This is a genomic window from Psychroflexus maritimus (assembly GCF_011089875.1).
Taxonomy (GTDB): domain Bacteria; phylum Bacteroidota; class Bacteroidia; order Flavobacteriales; family Flavobacteriaceae; genus Psychroflexus; species Psychroflexus maritimus.
In genome coordinates this window covers 1-20,326 of the sequence record NZ_JAANAS010000116.1, presented here as the reverse complement: position 1 = coordinate 20,326, position 20,326 = coordinate 1, and the positions used below count along the sequence as shown (strand labels likewise).

The window sequence follows — 20,326 nt, the reverse complement described above, 5'->3', positions numbered from 1 at the left end:
CTATAAATGATATTAATGCCTTATTATAAAATAAGATTAAAAAATTCGAAAATTGAACCTGAAGAAATAAAGTTAGGTTCAACACTTGATCTCAGTTCTTTTGTTTTAATCAAGTAAACTTATTTAAATACATTTGGCAAGTTTTTTTACCTTTGAACAGAACAAATCGTAGAAATGGATAGGAATAACAAACCCATAAAAAGGCATACTGCTCTCAAAAACTTAAGTAGAGAACATCATGACATTTTAATTTTTGGTTTGCGACTTAAGAAGGGAATTAATAAAAAAGCTGATTTATATAGCATTAATAAATACATCAATTGGTTTTGGGAAACCTACTTAAATAAACATTTTAACTTTGAAGAAAATGAATTATTTGCAAGATTTAATTTTTTAGATCATACGGAAAAAGCACGCGATTTTCATTTAACAATCAAAAAACTTATTTTTAAAAAATCTCGCTCTACAGATCAAATAGTTGAATTATATAATTTGATTGAAAAACATATTCGCTTTGAAGAACGAATTCTGTTTAATGAAATTCAAGAAATTTCAACTGAAGAACAACTAGAAGCATTCTCAAAGATTCATCAAGAACAGCTTAAATGCGCCTTCTGGCCAGAACAATTTTGGAAATAAGTAACTTTCTATAATCCTAGTTATTTATTTTAAGTAGAGCTATTTAGCTCATTGTCCCTTTTGAGAAAAATTTAAAGCGATACAGAAACATACTAACGTGAAGAATTGATAGTGTTAATAAGCTAGCATTTAAGACTGAAAATTAATACATTTGAAAAAAATATAAACTATGAAAACTTACTATACATTTATTTTAATCACTATTTTTAGCTTGTCTTCACATGCGCAATTTGATTTGCCCGATTTACCTTATCCTACTGATGCTTTTACAGAGGTAATTGACCAACAAACTATGGAAATTCATTATGGCAAACATCACCAAGGTTACACCAACAAACTCAACAAGGCAATTAAAAAAGAGGAGGTTAACTCAAAAAAAACAATTGAAGAAATTTTAATGAATATTTCTTCTTATTCCTCTAACCTGAGGAATAATGCAGGAGGTTACTACAATCATGGACTTTTCTGGAATAGCTTAAGTCCTGAAAAATCTGAAATGAGTTTAGAACTAAAAAAAGCTATTCAAAAAGAATTTGGCAGCCCTAAACAACTGATTGAAAAAATGAACCAGCAAACTGCCGCTCAATTTGGTTCTGGTTGGGGTTGGTTAATAGTAACTAAAGATGGAAAGTTAAAGATTGTAACCACTGCAAATCAAGATAATCCACTAATGGATGTAGTTCCTGAAGAAGACCAAGGAACTCCAATTTTAGGTATTGATGTTTGGGAACACGCCTACTACCTAACTTATCAAAACCAAAGAGGTAAATATCTATCTAATATATGGTCTATCATCAATTGGGAGTCGGTTAGCCACAACTATGCGAGAGCGCTACAAGATTAATAATTTAAATTTTAAAATCTACAATTCAGCCTAAGGTTAAATACCCTTGGACTTAAAAAGTTTGGAATAGCAAACTGATTTTGAGAAGAAGCATCTCTTACAAAAGTGTTGGTGATCGAATTTAAACGATCAAATACATTGAAAATTTCAAAACCAATGCTCAAGTACTTGATGTGTTTTAGGAAATTTTTGTGCTTACCTTCATCATTCTCGTCTATAATGTCGTACATAAAACCGGCATCTACCCGTTGGTAATCTGGTAGTCGAGTTTGAAAATTGTAAGGATCCTCAAAGCGTGGCGAACCACCGGGAAATCCCGTATTGTAAACCATATTCAAATAGGCTTTCATCTTTGGAAACTTTTCTATATAATCTTGAAATAAAATGGCAAACTTGAGCCGTTGATCGGTTGGACGAGCAATAAACTCTCTTCCTTCTTGTTGCTCCTCGGTCTTCATGTAACTGAATGTCATCCAAGAATCTGTTCCAGGTACAAATTCGCCATTAAGTCTTAAATCTAAACCATACGCATAAGCTTCTACGTCATTTCTAGCACGATATCGAATCCTAACATTCTCAATAGTGAATGGGTTAACATTGGTCATCTGTTTATAATAGGCTTCAGAAACTAGTTTAAAAGGCCTATCCCAAAGCTGAAAACTAAAGTCATTACCAACAACTAAATGAATAGATTCTTGTGCTTTTACAGCTGGTTGAACAACCCCTGTTGTATCTCTCAACTCACGGTAAAATGGGGGCTGATGGTAATACCCTCCAGAGACTCGAAATACCATATCTTTCTTCCAGTTTGGTTTGATGGAAATTTGCCCACGTGGACTTACAACCGACTGCGTATTAGATTCGATTTCTCTACCTTGAACGTTCCAAATTTGATTTCTTATTCCAGCATTCAGCCAAATTTTATGTTGATTAATTTCAGTTTGATGGCTCCATTGTAGAAAGCTTGAAAATCGATTGACTTGAGTTTCGTTGAAAGCCCTAATTCGTTCATAAGGCTCTATAGGATTGGTGTTTGGATTATAAGGTTGATCATTAATAAATTCTTCTCTTGGTGGGCGAATAAAAAAACCTGCAGAATCTACCATTTCGTATTCTTGTAATCGATCTCTAAAATCTTCACGGGTATATTTTATTCCATAATCAATCTGGTGTTCTTCAATTTTATAACGCCCTAAATGTTGCAGGTTAAAAATTAAGGCATCCAAATCATTTCTTCCGTGATTAAACTGCCCTCCTGCTCCTTCAGTAAATTCAACTTCTCCAAAATTCTCATCGCCAAAATTAGAATTTACCGCTCCAATTCGGTAGCGTGCTAATAGGTCAAAATGTTCTTGTTCTTGGGTATGGTAAACAGAAGTAATTAATTTTGCGGTATAATTTTCATTGACTTTATAATTCCCCTTTAAAGCGCCAAAATAAGTCTCATATTGGGTTTGTTCTTGACCTTCATAAAAAACCAATAAAGCTTTTGGTTCTTGAACTGTTCCAAAATTGGTTTGTCGAGTAAAAGGGGTATAATCATAAGTATTGATAGCAATATTTCCTAAGAAACTCAATTCAAATTTGGGGCTAAAATTATAAGTAAGATAAGTTTGTGCATCTGCAAAACGTGGTCTAAAACTAGCTTCTACTTGTTTAGCGTTTACAAATAAGCTGTTATCTCTGTATCTAATTCCACCAATAGCTGTAAATTTTTTATCTTTAGAAATTCCTCCTAAGGAAGCACTTCCTCCTAAAAAACTAGCCTCAAAAGTACCTTCAAAATCAACAGGACGTTGGTAGGTTATATCCAATACTGAAGACATTCGGTCACCGTATTTTGCCTGAAATCCTCCAGCTGAAAAATCTACATTTCTAACCAAATCTGTATTTACAAAACTTAAACCTTCTTGCTGTCCACTTCGTATTAAAAAAGGACGATACACTTCAATTTCATTAACATAGACCAAGTTTTCGTCAAAACTTCCACCACGAACGGAATACTGACTAGAAAGTTCGTTATTAGAATTTACCCCGGGAAGGGTATTTAAAATATTTTCTACCCCAGGATTGGCTCCTGGAATTTTTCTTACCGTTGAAGGCGATAAGGTTGTTACACCTTCTATTCTGGAACGAGCATCCGCACTAATAATAATTTCACCAATCTGCTCCTGATCTATTTTTAAAACAAAATTTAGCTCTTCTTCTGAATCTTTAGGAAGCTTAATGCTAGTTTTAATAGGTTCAAAACCTAAAAAAAAGACCTTTAATTGAAGTTTTTGATTGGCTGGAATTTTAAGGATATAAAATCCGTTTTCGTTTGTAATTGTTCCTGTATTGCCATAACTTACATCAGCGCCTGGAATAGGAGTATTGTTTTCGTCAAATATAATTCCTTTAATTGTAGCCTCTTGTGCTTGAACAAAAGAACCAATTAAAATAAAAAAAATATATAACCAATAGGTTTTCAATGAATTAATTTTTCCTGTAAATTTCAGCTTCAAATATAGTTGTATTTCCCACTTTATCGGTAACAATCAGCTTAAAATCGTTTTTTCCGTCTTTAAAAACACCTTCTTCAAAATAATGGGTTAATTGTTTGGTCTTATAATCGTATTCCATTAATAAGAAATTACCATTTACTGTTGCTCTGTAATCCTGAATCCCTGTTTCTTTGTCATCAATTTCAACTTCTAAGGTGTTGTAATTAGACATCCACTTCTTATTACGAAAATTTAATGGATTTATTGTTGGAGGTGTCCGGTCAAAGGCTAATTCAAACTTTCCAAAAGTTTTGGTTGTAGCAGTTAGGCGATTACTTTTTTGCTTGGTGTTTACATAAAATTTAGTTCCCCAAGGCATAACATTGGCAATATAAGCTTGGCTCAAATCACTATAACTGGGTAAATCAAAGCCTAATTGTATGTTTTTATGAAGTGGTGTTCTATAGTCATGTAAGTTAACAGCGTTCTTACTAAATTCAATTTTCAAGTAAGTATCTTCATACAATGCGCCTTTTGGTATATAAACATCAATATTTTTATCTTCAAAGACAGTGGCTTGCTGAGCATAAGCAAAATAAGGTGTTTCTTCTTTGGGAAGCACCTGAGTGATAGGTAATTCAGAATATTCAATAGGTATTTGAATGCGTCTTGTATTACCCGCAAAATCATAGATTTTAATTTCGTAATTGAAGGAAAAATCATTAGTTAAAATTTCTAAAACACCTCTTTTATTATTAAAAGTATAGACGCTTAACGGATTATTCTCAGGTATAAAAAGCTTCTGAATTTTCTTTTTATGCTCCTTGAAATATCCGTAATCTATCGCCGAATTTAAGTATCTTGTTTCTGCAAAAGAAAAAAGGTTATAGGCAAGCTCAAAGTGTTTTGCGCCATTAAGAAAGGATTCAATTTTATATACTCCGTTTCTATTTATCGCTAAATTAAGTTGATCATCTGTACTTAAACCAAAGCCAATTTTTCCTTTTGCTTTTATAGGATTTGTCTTGTAATCTCCTCCTTGGGTTTGAAACAATTGTATGCGTTGTCTGCCTTGAATTCCTCCAACTTGAGATTCATTTCCAAAAGTATAAGCCCAAAGACTTCCTATTCTAGGTTTTCTTGTATCTTCAATTTCTTCAAAACCAAACAGAAATGGATTCATAGGACGAGAAGACGAATCGCGAATTTCAAAATGCAGATGCGGACCGCCACTAGAACCCGAATTACCCGATAAAGCAATGATTTCTCCTTGCTTTACTTGAAATTGATTTTCTTCAGGAAAAAGTTCAATCTCATAGGATTCTTCTTCGTATTGTTTTTGCTTAACAAAAGCTTCAATTTCTTCGTTAAACTTACTTAAATGGGCATAAACACTTTGGTATCCGTTAGGATGCTGAATGTATAAAGCTCTTCCATAACCAAACCGCTGAATTTTAATCCGGCTAATATAACCTTCGGCTGATGCCTTTACAGGCAAGCCTATTTCTTGATTGGTTTTTATATCAATTCCAGCATGAAAATGATTAGACCTAAGCTCTCCAAAAGTTCCTGATAAAACTAAAGGAATGTCCATTGGTTTTTTAAAATACTCTTGAGGCACATTAATTTGTGAGAAAATCAATAGTGGAAAAAAGAAAAACGAACTTAAAATAAATCGAAACATGTTTTTAGAATTGGTTGTTAGTGTTTCAAAATAAATAAATTCTACTGAATTTAAAAAGCATAAACTCATTTTTTTGAAAATTTACAAAGCTTAGGTACTTGTTTTTCTTTGCCTTACAGCTTCAAAAAGAAGTACACCAGTTGCTACTGAAACATTCATAGAATCAACTTTTCCTTGCATAGGAATAATTATATTTTGTCGCGATGCTTCTCGCCATTGTTCTGTCAATCCTGAAGATTCTGTACCTACTACTAATGCCGACGCAGAAGTAAAATCAATTGCTGTGTAGTCTTTTGCTTCTTGTAAAATAGCCGCGTAAATGGCTATTGAATTAGACTGAAGAAAATTAATTATTTCAGTAGAAGTACCCACTCCTATTTGATTGGTAAATACTGTTCCTACACTAGAACGTATAGTGTTTGGATGATAAAGATCGGTTTTTAAATCGGCTATCAATACAGCATCTACTCCAGAGGCATCGGCCGTTCTTAACAATGCGCCAATATTTCCTGGCTTTTCTGGAGCTTCAACAACAAGAATTAAAGGGGTTTGGTTAGCGAATTTCACTTCAGCTATTGTGCTTTTTTTGGCTTTCACAATAGCTATTATGCCCTCAGTCCCTCCTCGATAGGCTATTTTTTGATAGATTTTTTCTGAAACTGAATTTACCTCAGCATTGTTTAATGCAACAGACTTCAACTTGGCTTCATCATACAACTCTGGACAAAAGTAAACCTCCACAAACTCAAATCCACTTGATTGGCATAAATCTACTTCCTGTTGCCCTTCCACCACAAATACATTTTGCTTTCGTCTTTGCTTCGACTTTGATTGCAACTGAAGCAAGTTTTTTATACTTGGGTTTTGAAAGCTAGTTATGTGTTTCATTTGTTTTTATGATTTATGCTTTCAGTAAATAACTCATTAAAAAAACTCTGCTTTTTTCATACCTATTCGATTTTACTGATTTCGTAAAGGCAAAAAACAAGCAGAGATTTTATTTATCTTCAATATTATTATTTGGAAAATTTACAAGTGAATCACTTCGTCATAGGCATCTGCAACTGCTTCCATCACAGCCTCACTCATAGTTGGGTGTGGATGAACAGTTTTTAATACTTCATGCCCAGTAGTTTCTAATTTTCTACCTAAAACGGCTTCAGCAATCATATCGGTTACACCTGCACCTAACATGTGGCAACCTAACCACTCGCCATACTTAGCGTCAAAAATCACTTTTACAAATCCATCTTTACTTCCTTCAGCGCTTGCTTTACCAGAAGCAGAGAAAGGGAATTTACCTACTTTAAGTTCATAACCTGCTTCTTTGGCTTGTTTTTCAGTCATTCCAACCGAAGCAATTTCTGGATTTGAATAGGTACATCCAGGAATATTTCCGTAATCTAAAGCTTCTACTTTCATTCCTGAAATTTTCTCTACGCAAAGAATTCCTTCAGCTGAAGCTACGTGAGCCAAGGCAGGACCATGAGTAACATCACCAATAGCGTAATAACCGGGCACATTAGTTTGGTAGTAATCATTCACTACAATCTTGTCTTGATCGGTTTTAATTCCAACTTCTTCAAGACCTATGTTTTCGATGTTTGTTTTAATTCCAACTGCAGAAAGAACAACATCTGCTTCAAGAATTTCTTCTCCTTTTTTGGTTTTAACTGTAGCTTTTACTTTTTTCCCTGAAGTATCTACTTTTTCTACAGAAGAATTAGTCATGATTTTGATTCCTTTTTTCTTGTAGATTTTTTCGAATCCTTTTGAAATATCTTCATCTTCAACAGGTACAATTCGTGGCTGAAACTCAACAATAGTAACTTTTGTGCCCATAGAATTGTAAAAGCTTGCAAACTCTACACCAATGGCTCCAGAGCCAACCACAATCATGGATTCAGGTTGTTTTTCTAAAGTCATAGCTTTACGGTAACCAATTACTTTCTTACCGTCTTGAGGCAATGAAGGCAATTCTCTAGAACGTGCACCCGTAGCAATAATTATATGTTTGGCTTCGTAGTCTTTAGATTTACCGTCTTTATCTTCAACGCTTACTTTTTTGCCAGGTTTTACTTTACCATGACCTTCAATAACGTCAATTTTATTTTTTTTCATCAAGAATTGAACACCTTTGCTCATTCCGTTAGCTACATTTCTACTTCTTTTTACAACGGCAGTAAAATCTTTATCTGCCTTCTCTACTTTTAATCCGTAGTCATCAGCATGCTTCAAAAAGTCAAATACTTTAGCACTTTTAAGCAAAGCTTTTGTAGGAATACAACCCCAGTTTAAGCAAACCCCACCAAGGCTTTCTTTTTCAATTACAGCAGTTTTCATTCCTAACTGCGAAGCCCTAATGGCCGTAACATATCCACCTGGACCGCTTCCTAAAACAATAACATCGTATTTACTCATATCCTTCGATTTTTCTTCAAAATTTTAAAAATGCTAAATTAATAATATTCCGCCGAATAGCGATTACTTAATTGAAATTTGTGAAACCCAGGCAAGATAAATTAAGAAAAATGGAGTGCTGTCCCTTTTACAACATAATAGTTCTATGAAATGGTAAATAGTTCATTTCTATAATTAGAAATCCTAAGGCTCACTATTTCATTATTTCAATCAATATTTTTAATTACTTTTGAAATTTTCAAATCAGGAAATTAAAACCAATGGTTAAACATATAAAAAACCACCTCCAAAAAATGAAAGTGGTTTTTAAGCTATTCAAACCGAGTTAATTATTTTACTAAAATCTGATATCCCCAAGCTGGGTAAGTCATTTCTTCTTTTAGATGTATAAAATCTTGTTCACCCGTTTCAAAATCTGTGAATTCTCCTTCAAAATCAAGGCTAAAGCTTCTTTCCTCATCGGTAAAATTAGCAATAAACACCACTACATCACCGTCTTTTTCACGTTTAAAGGCCAGCACGTATTCGTCATCAGAAGTTGTTAATCGTTCATAATCGGCACTTTCTTTTGCCCCGTGAAGAGCTTTATTAGTCTTCTTTAATTTACCTAACTTTTCTAACATCGGCCACATTTTGCCTTTTTCTTTCGGAATTTCATCTTTTTCAAAAAACTTTAATCGGTGGCCCATATCGTATTCCTGGCCACTATAAATTAAAGGCATTCCTGGTAAGGTATAAACTAATCCAAGCATAGCCCATTTAGCATCTCCCATTCTTTCGTCAATGGTTCCATTCCATGAATTTTCATCATGGTTGGTTAAGAAATTCATTAAATAATCATCTTTTTGGTAAGTGGTATCAATCTTCGCCATATAATCATCCCAATCAGAGACCTTCATTTTTCCTTGGGCTAGTTCATTTTTAATGTGGTGACCTTCCCAATTATACCCCATATCAAAAGCCTCATGAAATAAATCCTTTTTCTCGCTTTCCGCCAACATGAACAAGGGCTTAATGCTTTGTAACTCGGCTACAGTAGGCTCCCAAAAATCGGTAGGCACTTCTCCAGCTACATCACATCGAAAACCATCCACATTCATTTCCTCCACCCAAAATTTCATTTCGTTTTTCATGGCTTCTCTAAGCTCCTGATTGTCATAGTCCAAATGAGCAACATCGGTCCATCCCCAAGTTTCACCAGTTTCTGTATTGATTGGATCGGTGATTTCTCCATCTTTGTTCTTTACGTAATATTGAGGATGTTCTTCTAGCCAAGCATGGTCCCAGCCAGTGTGATTAGCTACCCAATCTAAAATCACATACATTCCATTTTCATGCGCAGTTTCAACCAAATTCTCAAAATCTTCCATGTTTCCAAATTCTGGATTAACAGCGGTATAATCTGAAATCGCATAATAGCTTCCAAGGTATTTCTCACGTTCTTTTTCGTCTTCAATATCTTCAATAGACAAATCATCAGTGGCCTTTCTGTTTTTCATCGAAATCGGGTAAATAGGCATCAACCAAATTACTTTCACACCTAACTCCTTTAATTGCGGAATATCTTTGGTAAATTCTTCAAAAGTTCCTTCTGGCGAATATTGACGAATGTTGGCTTCGTAAATCACAGCCGATTCTAAAGCTTCATTGCTAACTTTCAATTCTTGAGATTGCTCTTCTTTTTCTAAAGGTTTTTTAGCTTCTTCTTTCTTTACTTCTGCGCATGATGCGAAAAGTAAAACGCAAAATCCTAAACTAATTAATTTGTTCATGTTTTTAATTTTAGTGTCTAATTAATAATTGTGTTTTTCCTTTCTGAATAGGAATGTTTTTGATAATTAATCGTTGATTTTCATAGGCATAAGGAATTGAGTTTCCATTATAAAGCACTGAAGTAGGTCTTTTTTTCCAGTTGATAAGTTCCAAATGAATTTCATCTAAATCTGAATTGAAATTTTGCTTTTCTTCATGCTCAATTTGAAGCTCACTTACCGCTTCAAAATGTTCAAAGCCTAAATGAAGTATTTCGTAAGCTTTGTTTTCAAAAGACTTTGCCGTTTTTCCATCGTCATTATAAAAGCTTCGTTGGGAAGCTTCAACCGCTTCATCAAAATAATACTTGAAAGTGATGTTATTAAATCGATAATCTTCTGTTGTTTGATGTATTTCAGCCAAAGGAATAAACGCCCCGGCACGAACAAAAGTAGGAATATTTTCTTCTTGGGTAGCTACAGAAACATACTTTCCACCTGCAAATTTTTCATTGGTATAAAAATCAAACCAACTGTTAGTGGATGGAAAATATACTTTTTTCTTTGTTTGTTCAGCTTCTAAAACAGGCGAAACCAAGAAATCATTTCCCCATAAATAGGTTTGGCTGATGTTATACAGTTCAAAATGATTGGGTTCTTCTATAAATAAAGGGCGCATCAAAGGCAAACCTAAAGTTGAATTTTCATAAGCCAACTGGTAATTATACGGTAATAATTGATAGCGTAATTCGATGGCTTTTTTAGCTAAATTTTTGGCATAATCGCTTCTAAAAACAGGTTCTGCTGCTACATCTTCTTGTGCATGTGGTCTGTAAATGGGTTGAAAAACACCGTATTGCAACCAGCGAACATACAACTCATCATCTAACAAATCGCCTGCAAACCCTCCTAAATCTGAATGCATATAACCCAAGCCTTGCATTCCCATTTGTAAAGAAATTTCAGGTTGCGACTGAAATCCGCCCCAGGTTCGGTTTACATCGCCAGACCATGGCATCATGGCATATTTTTGTGCACCAGAGTAACCGGCACGCATCAAAATAAATGGACGCTCTTTGGGAAATTCGTTTTGGTAATTGTTAAAAATAATCTTCGCCCATTCTGTTCCATAGATATTATGGACTTCATTGGCTTTTTTATTGCCATAATGTATTAAATGTTCAGGATGCACTTCGGGTTCGCCTAAATCACCCCACCAACCTGTTGCGCCTTGCGCTTTTAGTTTTTTATAAATATTCCAAAACCAATTTTTAGCTTTAGGGTCAAATACGTCAATTAGTGCCGTATTTCCAAAGAAAAAATCATAGGTTGCCGCTTGTCCTGTAGAATCTTTAACTAAAACATCATTTTGCAGCGCTTCTTCCCAACGATTTGAAGTCTTCAACATAAAAGGTTCGGTAATTAAAACGGTTTTTATGCCTTTGTTTTTCAACCCTCTCATCATTCGTTCAGGATTGGGGAAGGAATCTTTTTCAAATTCCAAATTTCCCATCGTGCCCATTACTTCTTTTCCAAACCAATACAAATCTAAAATCACCGCATCTAATGGAATTTGCTCTTTCTTAAATTTAGCAACCGTCATTTCGGTTTCTTCTTGCGAATGATAACCAAATCGACTGGCAAAATTCCCTAAAGTCCAACGTGCAGGTAAAGGTTGTTTTCCTGTTAAAGTGGTATAATTTTGAAGAATATTTTCCCAATTTTCTGCTGCTATTAGTTGAAAACGCTTGGCTCCAGATGAGGCCTGATAGGTAATGGTATTATTGAATTGCGAATCTAAATCCAAATTTCCTGTAGTTGGGTTATCAAAATGAAGCAAATACTTTTTGGATGAAAAAACAATTGGTAAAGTAAAATTCATTTGTTCTGAACGGGTTTCATAACCGTAATGCGCCCGATTGTATAAAGGAAGTTGATGTCCTCTCCTATTCATTCCTAAAGCACGAGCACCGCCACCCATTATAATTTCGTTTTCATCTATTTTGAAATCTACTTTTACTGCTTCTGCTGAAAATCCATTTTTATGTTGAAGCAATTCTTCGCCTTTATAGGTGTAGCGAATTTCAAAAGGCTGTTTTTGTATCTCAACGCCTATTCCGTAAGTTGAAAACTGAATGGTTTTTTTACTGATTTTTGGTTCAATCGATACTTTTGATTCAGCAATTTCAACAGCATGAGACATCGGCAATTTTTCTGTAGCTTCTGCTAAAAAACTAACTTGTAAACTTTCACGATTGATAAATTCAAATTGATAAAAACCCGTATTAGTTTCTAGTAAAAATGAATATTCATTTTGTTGTTCAAAGCTTTTAAACTCGGTTTGTTGTGCTTCAACTTGAAAACAATAAAGAAAAACTAGAAATAATGAAGTAACTATTCTATTCATAACTAATCAATTGATGGTTCTGGATGTAAAGCAAATTCTAACGGAATATGTAAACGTTGATTCCAAGCATTTTCGCTATGGCCTGTTCCTTCAAATTTTAGGTTTCTAAAAGACGCCTCCTTATAATTTTTGGAAGCAAAAACTTCATTCACTTTTTCTTCAAAAGGCGGATACAACGCATCCAAAGTTTCCGTTCCAAAGTCAAAATAAAATTTATGATTGCTCGGTGCCTTTGGTAAATTTTCTTTGATGTAGCTAAAAAATTCGTCTGGAATAGGGTTATTTTCAATTGGCATGGCACCAGGCCAATGCGTTGATAAGCAAATGGCTGTACTGAACAAGTTTGGTTTTTCTAAGACCGTGTACCAAGAAATCAATCCGCCCATACTTGAACCTGCAACAGCTCGATCTTTCAAGTTTCGACTTACATTGAAGTTGGTTTCTACCAAAGGCAAAACTTCTTCGGTAATAAACTTAATATAGTTATCAGAATTAATTTCCTTGCTAAAAAGTGTTTCGCTTTGCGCATGATTTTTATCTAAAACAGCTTGACGAGTTGAGTCGGAAAGATTTTCCCAAGCTTGCTGTGGAAAGTAATCCGTATGCCGGTCTTCATTAACATTCCACATACCAACAACAATAGTGGGTTTAATTTTTTCTTCCTTCATTAAACGACTTAGTGTTTCGTCAACTTTCCATTCTTGTTTGTTCCAAGTAGAAGTAGAATCGAACAACATCTGTGCGTCGTGCATATACAAAGTGGCATAAGCTGTAGTAGCTGAATAATTATCAGGAACCCAAACATCAATATTTCTGCTACTCACAAAATTAGATTCAAAATTTTCAATACGGTATAATTTTCCTGCTGAAAGAAAAACGCTATCTACTTCTGCAAAATCTTTTTGAACTGCAACAACTTCTTTTGTTTTATTTTCAGTTGAAACTTTTTCTTGTTTACACGAGGCTAGGAAAAATAATGAAAAAAGAGATAAACATACGATTTTCATAGGTTTATTTTTTAGAGGTAAATAGATGAACTCCGTGATTTAACTCTAGATCTTCTTTCCAAATGAAAGAATGGCCTGAGCCTAAGTCTATAAATTTTTTCCCATTCAATTTTAATTCTGCAAAACGCTTCAAATCTACTTGTTGAGCCACTTCATTTTTATTAATCACGGTGAGTACCACTTCTTCTTCATGTATTCTAAATAAAAAATACATTCCGTCAAAAGGCTCAAAATGCTTAGCTTTTCCAATTTGTAGGGCTTTAGAAGATTTTCTAAACTTCAATAAATCCCTCAAATAGTGTTTAAAATCTAATTGCTCTGGGCTAAGTCCAGTTTCGGTAAATACATTTACTTCATCACCTTCCCAACCTCCAGGAAAATCGGTTCTAATCAAACCGTGATCGCCTGGATTATCAAAATCCTCCATTAAAATTTCAGTTCCATAGTAAATTTGAGGAGTTCTAGGAAGACTAAGCAAAAGAGCCATCGCCATTTTATTTAATTCAATATCGCCATCCAATTGCGTAAAAATTCGACTTTTATCATGGTTATCGGCAAAAACCATCACATCTAAGGGATTGGGATAATAAAAATCGTTAGCCAAGGCTTCGTAAATTTTTGTCAATCCATTACCCCAACTTTCTTCGTCTTCTTTTAATCCATTAATGATTGCTCCTTGCATAGGAAAATCCATCACCGATTTCAAATTGGATTGGTATCCATCAAAATTTTGCTGACCATCTTGCCAATACCCTACAATTAAAGGATTGTAAGACCATTCTTCGCCTACAATATTAAAGTTAGGATATTCCTCCATAATGGTACCTGCCCAATCTGACAAAAATTGCTTGTCTGGATACGGATAAGTATCTTGTCTAATTCCTTGTAAACCTAATTCTTCCACCCACCACAAGGAATTTTGAATTAAATACCTTGCCATGAATTTATTTTTTTGATTCAAATCGGGCATAGTTTGTACAAACCATCCTTTTTTCATCATATCGGTATCGTAATCAGAGGCGTAAGGATCCTGATTTACGGTACGTTTATGACTGGAATTCGGAGCTTCTTTACCTCCTTCATAAAGTTCTTGGTAATTTAACCAATTTGAAAACGGCAAATCTTCCATCCACCAATGCCCTGATCCACAATGATTAGCCACCATATCCATGATGATTTTTACCTCTTTTTCGTTGGCTTTTTCAACTAATTCTTTGTATTCTTCAAGGGTTCCAAAACGCGGGTCAACACGGTAAAAATCGGTAATGGCATAGCCGTGATAAGAAGCTTCGTCCATATCATTTTCCAATAACGGACTTGGCCAAAGCGCTGTAAAGCCCATATCTTCTACATAATCTAAATGCTGAATTATTCCTTGAATATCACCACCGTGACGTGCATAATCATCAGCGCGGTCAAGCTTTTTCTCACGCATTTCCTCAACAATGTCGTTATCAGGATTGGCGTTGGCAAAACGATCGGGGGTGATTAAATAAATAGCGTCTTCACTTGTAAAACCCTGTCTTTCTGCTGAATTATCAGTTCGCTTTTTCAATTCAAATTGGTGTGTAAAAAGAGTTTTTCGCTTTTTTTTGAAATCGAATTCTACTGTTTTAGTCGAAATTCCTTTTGTATTCCAAGTCACAAAAAGGTAATTTGGGCTATCGGCTGAAGCTACCGAAGTGATTTCACCATCCGAAACATCCACTTTATAGTCGCCTAAATTTTCACCATAAAACATCAACTCAATTTCATGATACTTCATATCTGCCCACCAATGTGGTGGTTCAACTCGTTCAATTTGAGCAAAAGCTTGAATAGAGGCAAATACAAAGAGACTGAATACAATTAATTTCTTCATTATGAATTTACTTTTTGAGTGGTGATTACTGGCGAAATTTCTTTACCAAACACCTTAATGCTTTCTTTCACTTCTTTGTCGGCTGAAATTTCAAAGCCATCTTGAGTAATTTGAATACTTAAAACAGTGTTTCTAAAATTCACTTTAAAGGTATAAGATTTCCAGTTTTCAGGAATTTGTGGTTCAAAATGCAAGGCATTATCTTTTACACGCATTCCTCCAAAACCTTCTACAATACTCATCCAAGTTCCCGCCATACTTGTAATGTGGCAACCTTCATCAACCTCCCTGTTGTAGTCGTCTAAATCTAAACGCGAGGTTCTCAAGTAGAATTCATAAGCTTGTTCCATTCTTCCTAATTTGGCAGCTTGCACGGAATGTACACAAGGCGATAAGGAAGATTCATGAACCGTTAATGGCTCATAGAAATCGAAGTGTTTTTCTAATTCTTCTTTACTGAATTGGTCTTCAAAAAAGTAAAATCCTTGTAAGGTATCTGCCTGTTTGATATAAGGCGAACGCAAAATTCTATCCCACGACCAAAATTGATTAATTGGCCGTTCTTCTTGATTCAACTGATCTACGGTAGCAATATCTTTATCTAAAAATCCATCTTGCTGTAAATACACATCGTATTTTTCAGAATAAGGGAAATACATATTGGCTGAAATTTCTTTCATCGCCTCAATTTCTTCATCTTTAAGCTTGGTTTTTTTCAGAATACGTTTGTAATCTGAAGCAAAATCTTTCGCCAGAATGGCTAAATTTTCAAGCATGTACTCCATACACCATTTGGCAATATAATTGGTGTACCAATTGTTGTTTACGTTATTTTCGTATTCATTAGGCCCTGTAACGCCAAGCATTACATATTTTTTCTTGTCTTCTGAATAATTCACCCGTTGTTGCCAAAAACGAGCAATCCCGATGAGTACTTCCATTCCCATTTCAGGAATGTACGAATAATCTCCTGTAAAGCGGTGGTAGTTAAAAATAGCAAAAGCAATGGCTCCGTTACGGTGAATTTCTTCAAAGGTAATTTCCCATTCATTATGCGATTCTTCCCCATTCATTGTAACCATAGGATACAAAGCCGCACCGTTTTTGAATCCGAGCTTTTCAGCATTTTCAATGGCTTTATCCAAATGATTGTAGCGATAAATCAATAGGTTTTTAGCCACCTCCTGATTTTTTGTCGCCATATAAAACGGCAAGCAATAAGCTTCTGTATCCCAATAGGTACTTCCGCCGTATTTTTCTCCTGTAAATCCTTTAGGACCTATATTTAAGCGTTCGTCTTTACCCGAATAGGTTTGATTCAACTGAAAAATATTAAATCGAATGCCTTGTTGTGCTTTCACATCGCCTTCAATAACAATATCACTCATTTCCCAAATGTTGGCCCAAGCCTCAATTTGTTCTTGTAAAAGGCCTTCAAAACCAATGGAAGTGACTTCATTCAGTACATTTTTTGAAGCATCAATTAATTGAGAAGCATCGTGATTTAAGGAAGTAACATAACCTGCAAACTTTTGAATACTGGCCGTTTGACCAGCTTCAACAGCTACCGAATAATGAAAAGCTACATGCGATTTTGATTTTTCAACTTGCGGTTGTATGGCTTGAATTTCGTTGTTCAAAAACAACTTCGATTCCATAAAAGTTCCTACATGGTAAAGCGTTTTTAAGGTATGCGATTCAATAAAAGCTTGATTGGTAGTGTTTTCAACATTGGTGATTTCCCAGAATTGATCATCCCAATTGGAGTCTTGGTTTTTAATGCCAGCGTCCAAATAAGGAATAAAAGTAATTTCAGCCGATTGATGAATTGGAGTTACTTGATAATTGATGGCTCCAGCTTCATCATGTGATAAACTCAGAAATCGAAGCGCTTCTACTTTCACTTCAATGCCATTTTCTAAAATAGCTTGGAAGCTTCTTTTGTGCCAACCTTCTTTCATATTTAACTCACGCTTGAAATTAGAAATTTTCTGGCAAGTATTCAAATCCAGTTCGCAATTGTTCACTAAAACACGAATTCCAATCCAGTTGGGCGCATTAAGAACCTTGGCAAAATACTCAGGATATCCATTTTTCCACCAACCCACACGGGTTTTGTCAGGATAATAAACCCCGCCTATATAACTTCCTTGAAAAGTTTCACCAGAGTAATTTTCTTCAAAATTAGCACGTTGTCCCATGGCGCCATTTCCTAAACTGAATAAGCTTTCTGAAGACATAACGCGTTCCGCATTAAAACCTTCTTCAATAACAGACCATTCATTGGGAGTGATATATACTTGATTCATTTGAATAATTTTATTTTGTTAATTTGTTATTTGCTGAAAAACCTTATCTGATATTTCAGTAAAATCCTTAAATACATAATCAGCTTCACCTAAAACCGATTTTTCTCCAATACCCACACTTAGCATCTGCGCTTGATTAGCCGCTTGAACACCAGCTACAGAATCTTCAAAAACAACTGCATCTTCTGGAGAAGCCTTTAATAGTTCGGCTGCTTTCAAAAACACTTCTGGATCGGGTTTCGCTTTGGTGACTTCATTGCCATCAACAATCGCATCAAAATAATGAGTAAGTTGCATTTGCTTTAAAATTCGTCTTGCGTTTTTACTTGCCGAACCTAATGCAATAGGGTGTTGTTTTTGTTTTAATTCTTCCAAACGTTTGTGAACATCAGGAAGAATATCAGCTTGCGTAAGTTGGTCCACATACTTCAAATAGTTTTCATTTTTTTCTTGCATGTACTGCTCAAAATCTTCCGAAGAAAGTTCTTTATTTCCCCAGGCCAAAATTTTTTCTAAAGAACGTACTCTACTCACGCCTTTCAACTGTTCATTTTCTTTTTCAGTGAAGTCTATTCCGAGTTTATTAGCTAAATCTCTCCACGCCAAAAAGTGAAATTTTGCAGTATCCACAATAACTCCATCCAAATCAAAAATAATTGCTTTTTTACTCATCTAATTCTAATTCTAATTCGTTTTCATCATCTACATCATTGACTTTTAATGCTAGAATAGCAGCAATGATTAAACTAACTCCTGCGGTGACTAAGGCAAAAATAGCCTGATCTCCGTAAGCGTATTTCACTAAGGGTCCGCCAATTAGAGCGTTAACAATCTGAGGAATCACAATAAAAAAATTGAAAATCCCCATATAAACCCCCATTTTTTTAGGATTAATACTTCCCGCTAAAATGGCATACGGCATAGCTAAAATACTTGCCCAAGCAATACCAATAGCAATCATAGGCGCAATAAGCCATAATTCGTTCGGCATAAAATAAATTGAAATTAGGCCTAGTCCACCGATTAATAAGGCAATAGAATGGGTGATTTTTCTTCCTAACTTGTTAGCAATACTTGGTAAAGCAAAAGCAAAACCAGCTGAAATTAAATTATACACACCAAACAAAACGCCTACCCAATCGCCAGCTTCATTATAAGTTTCGCTAGAAGAATCAGAAACAGGTAAACCGTAAATGTGTTGGGCTATGGCGGGTGTTGTAAATACCCACATTCCAAAAAGTCCAAACCAAGAGAAAAATTGCACCCAACTTAATTGGCGCATAGTTGATGGCATTTTCATAAAATCTGAAAACACATCAGTTAATTTCGACTCCGGTAAATCTACTTCCTCAATTTCATCAAATTTCTTCGCTTTGGCTTTTTCTATCGCTTTCATTTCTTCCGGCGAATATTCTTTGGTAAAAATAACCGTCACCAAAATTGAAGCTACTAAAATCAAGGCTCCAATTACAAACGACCAAATTAAATTAGGAGGAATAGCTCCATCTGAAGCTTTTGAAGAAATATTAAAAAAGTTTGCTAAGGCATAAGGCAACCAGGATCCAACCACAGCTCCGATTCCAATAAGTGCGGTTTGTACACTAAAACCAAGTGTTCGTTGGTCGTTTCTAAGATTATCGGCAACTAAAGCACGAAAGGGCTCCATTGCCACATTGAATGAAGCATCCATAATCATTAAGAAACCAGCTCCCACCCACAAAGCAGGAAGGAATGCGACAAAAATATCGGCTTGAGGCATAAAAATTAGACCCAACGAAGCAAATAAAGCTCCCGCTAAAAAATAAGGACGCCTACGTCCTAATTTCTTAGACCAAGTTTTATCGCTATAATAACCAACAATAGGTTGAACAATTAGTCCCATTAAAGGAGCAATGATCCAAAACCATGAAAGCTGATGCACATCGGCACCAAAAGTTTGTAAAATACGACTTGCATTTGCATTTTGCAAAGCAAACCCCATTTGAATTCCTAAGAAACCGAAACTCATGTTCCAGATTTCCAAAAAACTCAGTTTACGCTTTTGCATATCGTCTCGTTTTAATTAACGATAAGCTTTTCGAATTTCAAAAAAAACCTATCTCAAATTGGAAGTAAAAGTATAAGTTCTCAAAATTCAATAACAAATATAGATGAAATCTTTATTTTTTAAAATTTTTTGCAGGTCATATTCTTGGTTATGAGTTACTATAACGTTAGATGTTGATATTTATTTTTGAATTGATAGTTTTGTTCTCATTGCGGGGAGATACCGCACTTCCCCTTCCTTTTGTCATTCCGCACGAGCGATAACGAGATGCGGAATCTTATGGATTGGAATTCTGAACATGTCTTTGGTTAGGTAGTTTATTTGTGTTTTCATTACGGAGAGATTCCGGATAAATTTCTTAGGAAATTTTCCGGAATGACAGTTCAATGAGGATGGGGAAATTTTCCGGAATGACAGTTCAATGAGGATGGGGAATTTTCCGGAATGACAAGTTAATGAGGGTTTTGTCACACCGAGAAACGAGGTGCCGCATCATGCTAATCACGTTCTGCTTTTTAAGTCTCCCCTTCGGGGGTTAGGGGGCTTAGTTCCCTCCCCTTTGGGGAGGGCTAGGGAGGGGCTTTTAGGGCTTTACCTCTTCAACGTAAAATTCGACTTAAAGGTCTTTCTGTTTCCTGTTCTGGGGTCGGTGTATTCTACTTTGAACCAGTAATCATTACTGGGCATGGGCTTACCGTTATAAGTTCCATCCCATCCTTCACTACTTGGACTTAATTGCTTGAGCAGTTTCCCATAACGATCGAAGATGTAAATCTTAGCATTACTTTGATTAGCTAATCCAATTATATTCCAAGAATCATTAAATCCATCTTCATTTGGAGTGAAGAATTTTGGGTAATCGATTAAAGAAAC

The 20,326-nt window shown here is 35.1% G+C and carries 14 protein-coding genes; 2 read left to right on the top strand and 12 right to left on the bottom strand.

Annotation, left to right across the window (positions count from 1 at the left end; all coding sequences use genetic code 11):
• Positions 1-174 precede the first annotated feature (174 nt).
• Positions 175-639, top strand: coding sequence for a hemerythrin domain-containing protein (locus G7034_RS11415; RefSeq protein WP_166401086.1), 465 nt, complete (start codon positions 175-177; stop codon positions 637-639).
• Between the two features lie 169 nt (positions 640-808).
• Positions 809-1,483 (top strand): superoxide dismutase, encoded by a 675-nt coding sequence (locus tag G7034_RS11410; RefSeq protein WP_166401085.1) that lies wholly within the window; start codon positions 809-811, stop codon positions 1,481-1,483.
• 11 nt (positions 1,484-1,494) lie between these two features.
• On the opposite strand, the gene G7034_RS11405 is transcribed toward G7034_RS11410, so the two are convergent.
• The 12 genes from G7034_RS11405 to G7034_RS11350 all read right to left on the bottom strand — a co-directional run.
• Positions 1,495-3,954, bottom strand: coding sequence for a TonB-dependent receptor (locus tag G7034_RS11405; RefSeq protein ID WP_187349897.1), 2,460 nt, complete (start codon positions 3,952-3,954; stop codon positions 1,495-1,497).
• 4 nt (positions 3,955-3,958) lie between these two features.
• Complete coding sequence (locus tag G7034_RS11400) at positions 3,959-5,719, bottom strand: M23 family metallopeptidase (RefSeq protein WP_246166840.1); 1,761 nt, start codon at positions 5,717-5,719, stop codon at positions 3,959-3,961.
• Between the two features lie 21 nt (positions 5,720-5,740).
• Entirely contained in the window at positions 5,741-6,538 is a 798-nt protein-coding gene (locus G7034_RS11395) for a TrmH family RNA methyltransferase (RefSeq protein ID WP_166401084.1), read from the bottom strand.
• 141 nt (positions 6,539-6,679) lie between these two features.
• The gene (gene lpdA, locus G7034_RS11390) at positions 6,680-8,071 is read right to left on the bottom strand and encodes a dihydrolipoyl dehydrogenase (RefSeq protein WP_166401083.1); all 1,392 of its coding nucleotides are present in this window, start codon (positions 8,069-8,071) and stop codon (positions 6,680-6,682) included.
• A 329-nt stretch (positions 8,072-8,400) separates the two neighbouring features.
• Positions 8,401-9,843 (bottom strand): alpha-amylase family glycosyl hydrolase, encoded by a 1,443-nt coding sequence (locus tag G7034_RS11385; protein ID WP_166401082.1) that lies wholly within the window; start codon positions 9,841-9,843, stop codon positions 8,401-8,403.
• A 10-nt stretch (positions 9,844-9,853) separates the two neighbouring features.
• Positions 9,854-12,229 (bottom strand): TIM-barrel domain-containing protein, encoded by a 2,376-nt coding sequence (locus tag G7034_RS11380; RefSeq protein WP_166401081.1) that lies wholly within the window; start codon positions 12,227-12,229, stop codon positions 9,854-9,856.
• A gap of 2 nt (positions 12,230-12,231) precedes the next feature.
• Positions 12,232-13,236 (bottom strand): alpha/beta hydrolase, encoded by a 1,005-nt coding sequence (locus G7034_RS11375; RefSeq protein ID WP_166401080.1) that lies wholly within the window; start codon positions 13,234-13,236, stop codon positions 12,232-12,234.
• 4 nt (positions 13,237-13,240) lie between these two features.
• Complete coding sequence (locus tag G7034_RS11370; RefSeq protein WP_166401079.1) at positions 13,241-15,097, bottom strand: glycoside hydrolase family 13 protein; 1,857 nt, start codon at positions 15,095-15,097, stop codon at positions 13,241-13,243.
• Positions 15,097-17,406, bottom strand: a complete 2,310-nt coding sequence (locus G7034_RS11365; protein ID WP_166401078.1) for a glycoside hydrolase family 65 protein — start codon at positions 17,404-17,406, stop codon at positions 15,097-15,099. The genes G7034_RS11370 and G7034_RS11365 overlap by 1 nt, the downstream gene beginning before the upstream one ends.
• 18 nt (positions 17,407-17,424) lie before the next feature.
• Positions 17,425-18,078 carry a beta-phosphoglucomutase gene (gene pgmB / locus G7034_RS11360; RefSeq protein WP_166401077.1) on the bottom strand — a complete coding sequence of 218 codons (654 nt, stop codon included), beginning with the start codon at positions 18,076-18,078 and terminating at the stop codon, positions 17,425-17,427.
• On the bottom strand, positions 18,071-19,453 hold the full coding sequence (locus G7034_RS11355; protein WP_166401076.1) for an MFS transporter: 1,383 nt from the start codon (positions 19,451-19,453) through the stop codon (positions 18,071-18,073). The genes pgmB and G7034_RS11355 overlap by 8 nt, the downstream gene beginning before the upstream one ends.
• 591 nt (positions 19,454-20,044) lie before the next feature.
• Positions 20,045-20,326, bottom strand: a 282-nt coding sequence (locus G7034_RS11350) for a T9SS type B sorting domain-containing protein (RefSeq protein WP_166401075.1), incomplete at its 5' end; no start/stop codon positions are given.

Bases quoted from the DNA above. Each gene is read 5' to 3' on its own strand.
- G7034_RS11415 (WP_166401086.1), top strand. From the start codon at position 175: ATGGATAGGAATAACAAACCCATAAAAAGGCATACTGCTCTCAAAAAC.
- G7034_RS11410 (WP_166401085.1), top strand. From the start codon at position 809: ATGAAAACTTACTATACATTTATTTTAATCACTATTTTTAGCTTGTCT.
- G7034_RS11400 (WP_246166840.1), bottom strand. From the start codon at position 5,719: ATGAGTTTATGCTTTTTAAATTCAGTAGAATTTATTTATTTTGAAACA.
- G7034_RS11395 (WP_166401084.1), bottom strand. From the start codon at position 6,538: ATGAAACACATAACTAGCTTTCAAAACCCAAGTATAAAAAACTTGCTT.
- lpdA (WP_166401083.1), bottom strand. From the start codon at position 8,071: ATGAGTAAATACGATGTTATTGTTTTAGGAAGCGGTCCAGGTGGATAT.
- G7034_RS11385 (WP_166401082.1), bottom strand. From the start codon at position 9,843: ATGAACAAATTAATTAGTTTAGGATTTTGCGTTTTACTTTTCGCATCA.
- G7034_RS11380 (WP_166401081.1), bottom strand. From the start codon at position 12,229: ATGAATAGAATAGTTACTTCATTATTTCTAGTTTTTCTTTATTGTTTT.
- G7034_RS11375 (WP_166401080.1), bottom strand. From the start codon at position 13,236: ATGAAAATCGTATGTTTATCTCTTTTTTCATTATTTTTCCTAGCCTCG.
- G7034_RS11370 (WP_166401079.1), bottom strand. From the start codon at position 15,097: ATGAAGAAATTAATTGTATTCAGTCTCTTTGTATTTGCCTCTATTCAA.
- G7034_RS11365 (WP_166401078.1), bottom strand. From the start codon at position 17,406: ATGAATCAAGTATATATCACTCCCAATGAATGGTCTGTTATTGAAGAA.
- pgmB (WP_166401077.1), bottom strand. From the start codon at position 18,078: ATGAGTAAAAAAGCAATTATTTTTGATTTGGATGGAGTTATTGTGGAT.
- G7034_RS11355 (WP_166401076.1), bottom strand. From the start codon at position 19,453: ATGCAAAAGCGTAAACTGAGTTTTTTGGAAATCTGGAACATGAGTTTC.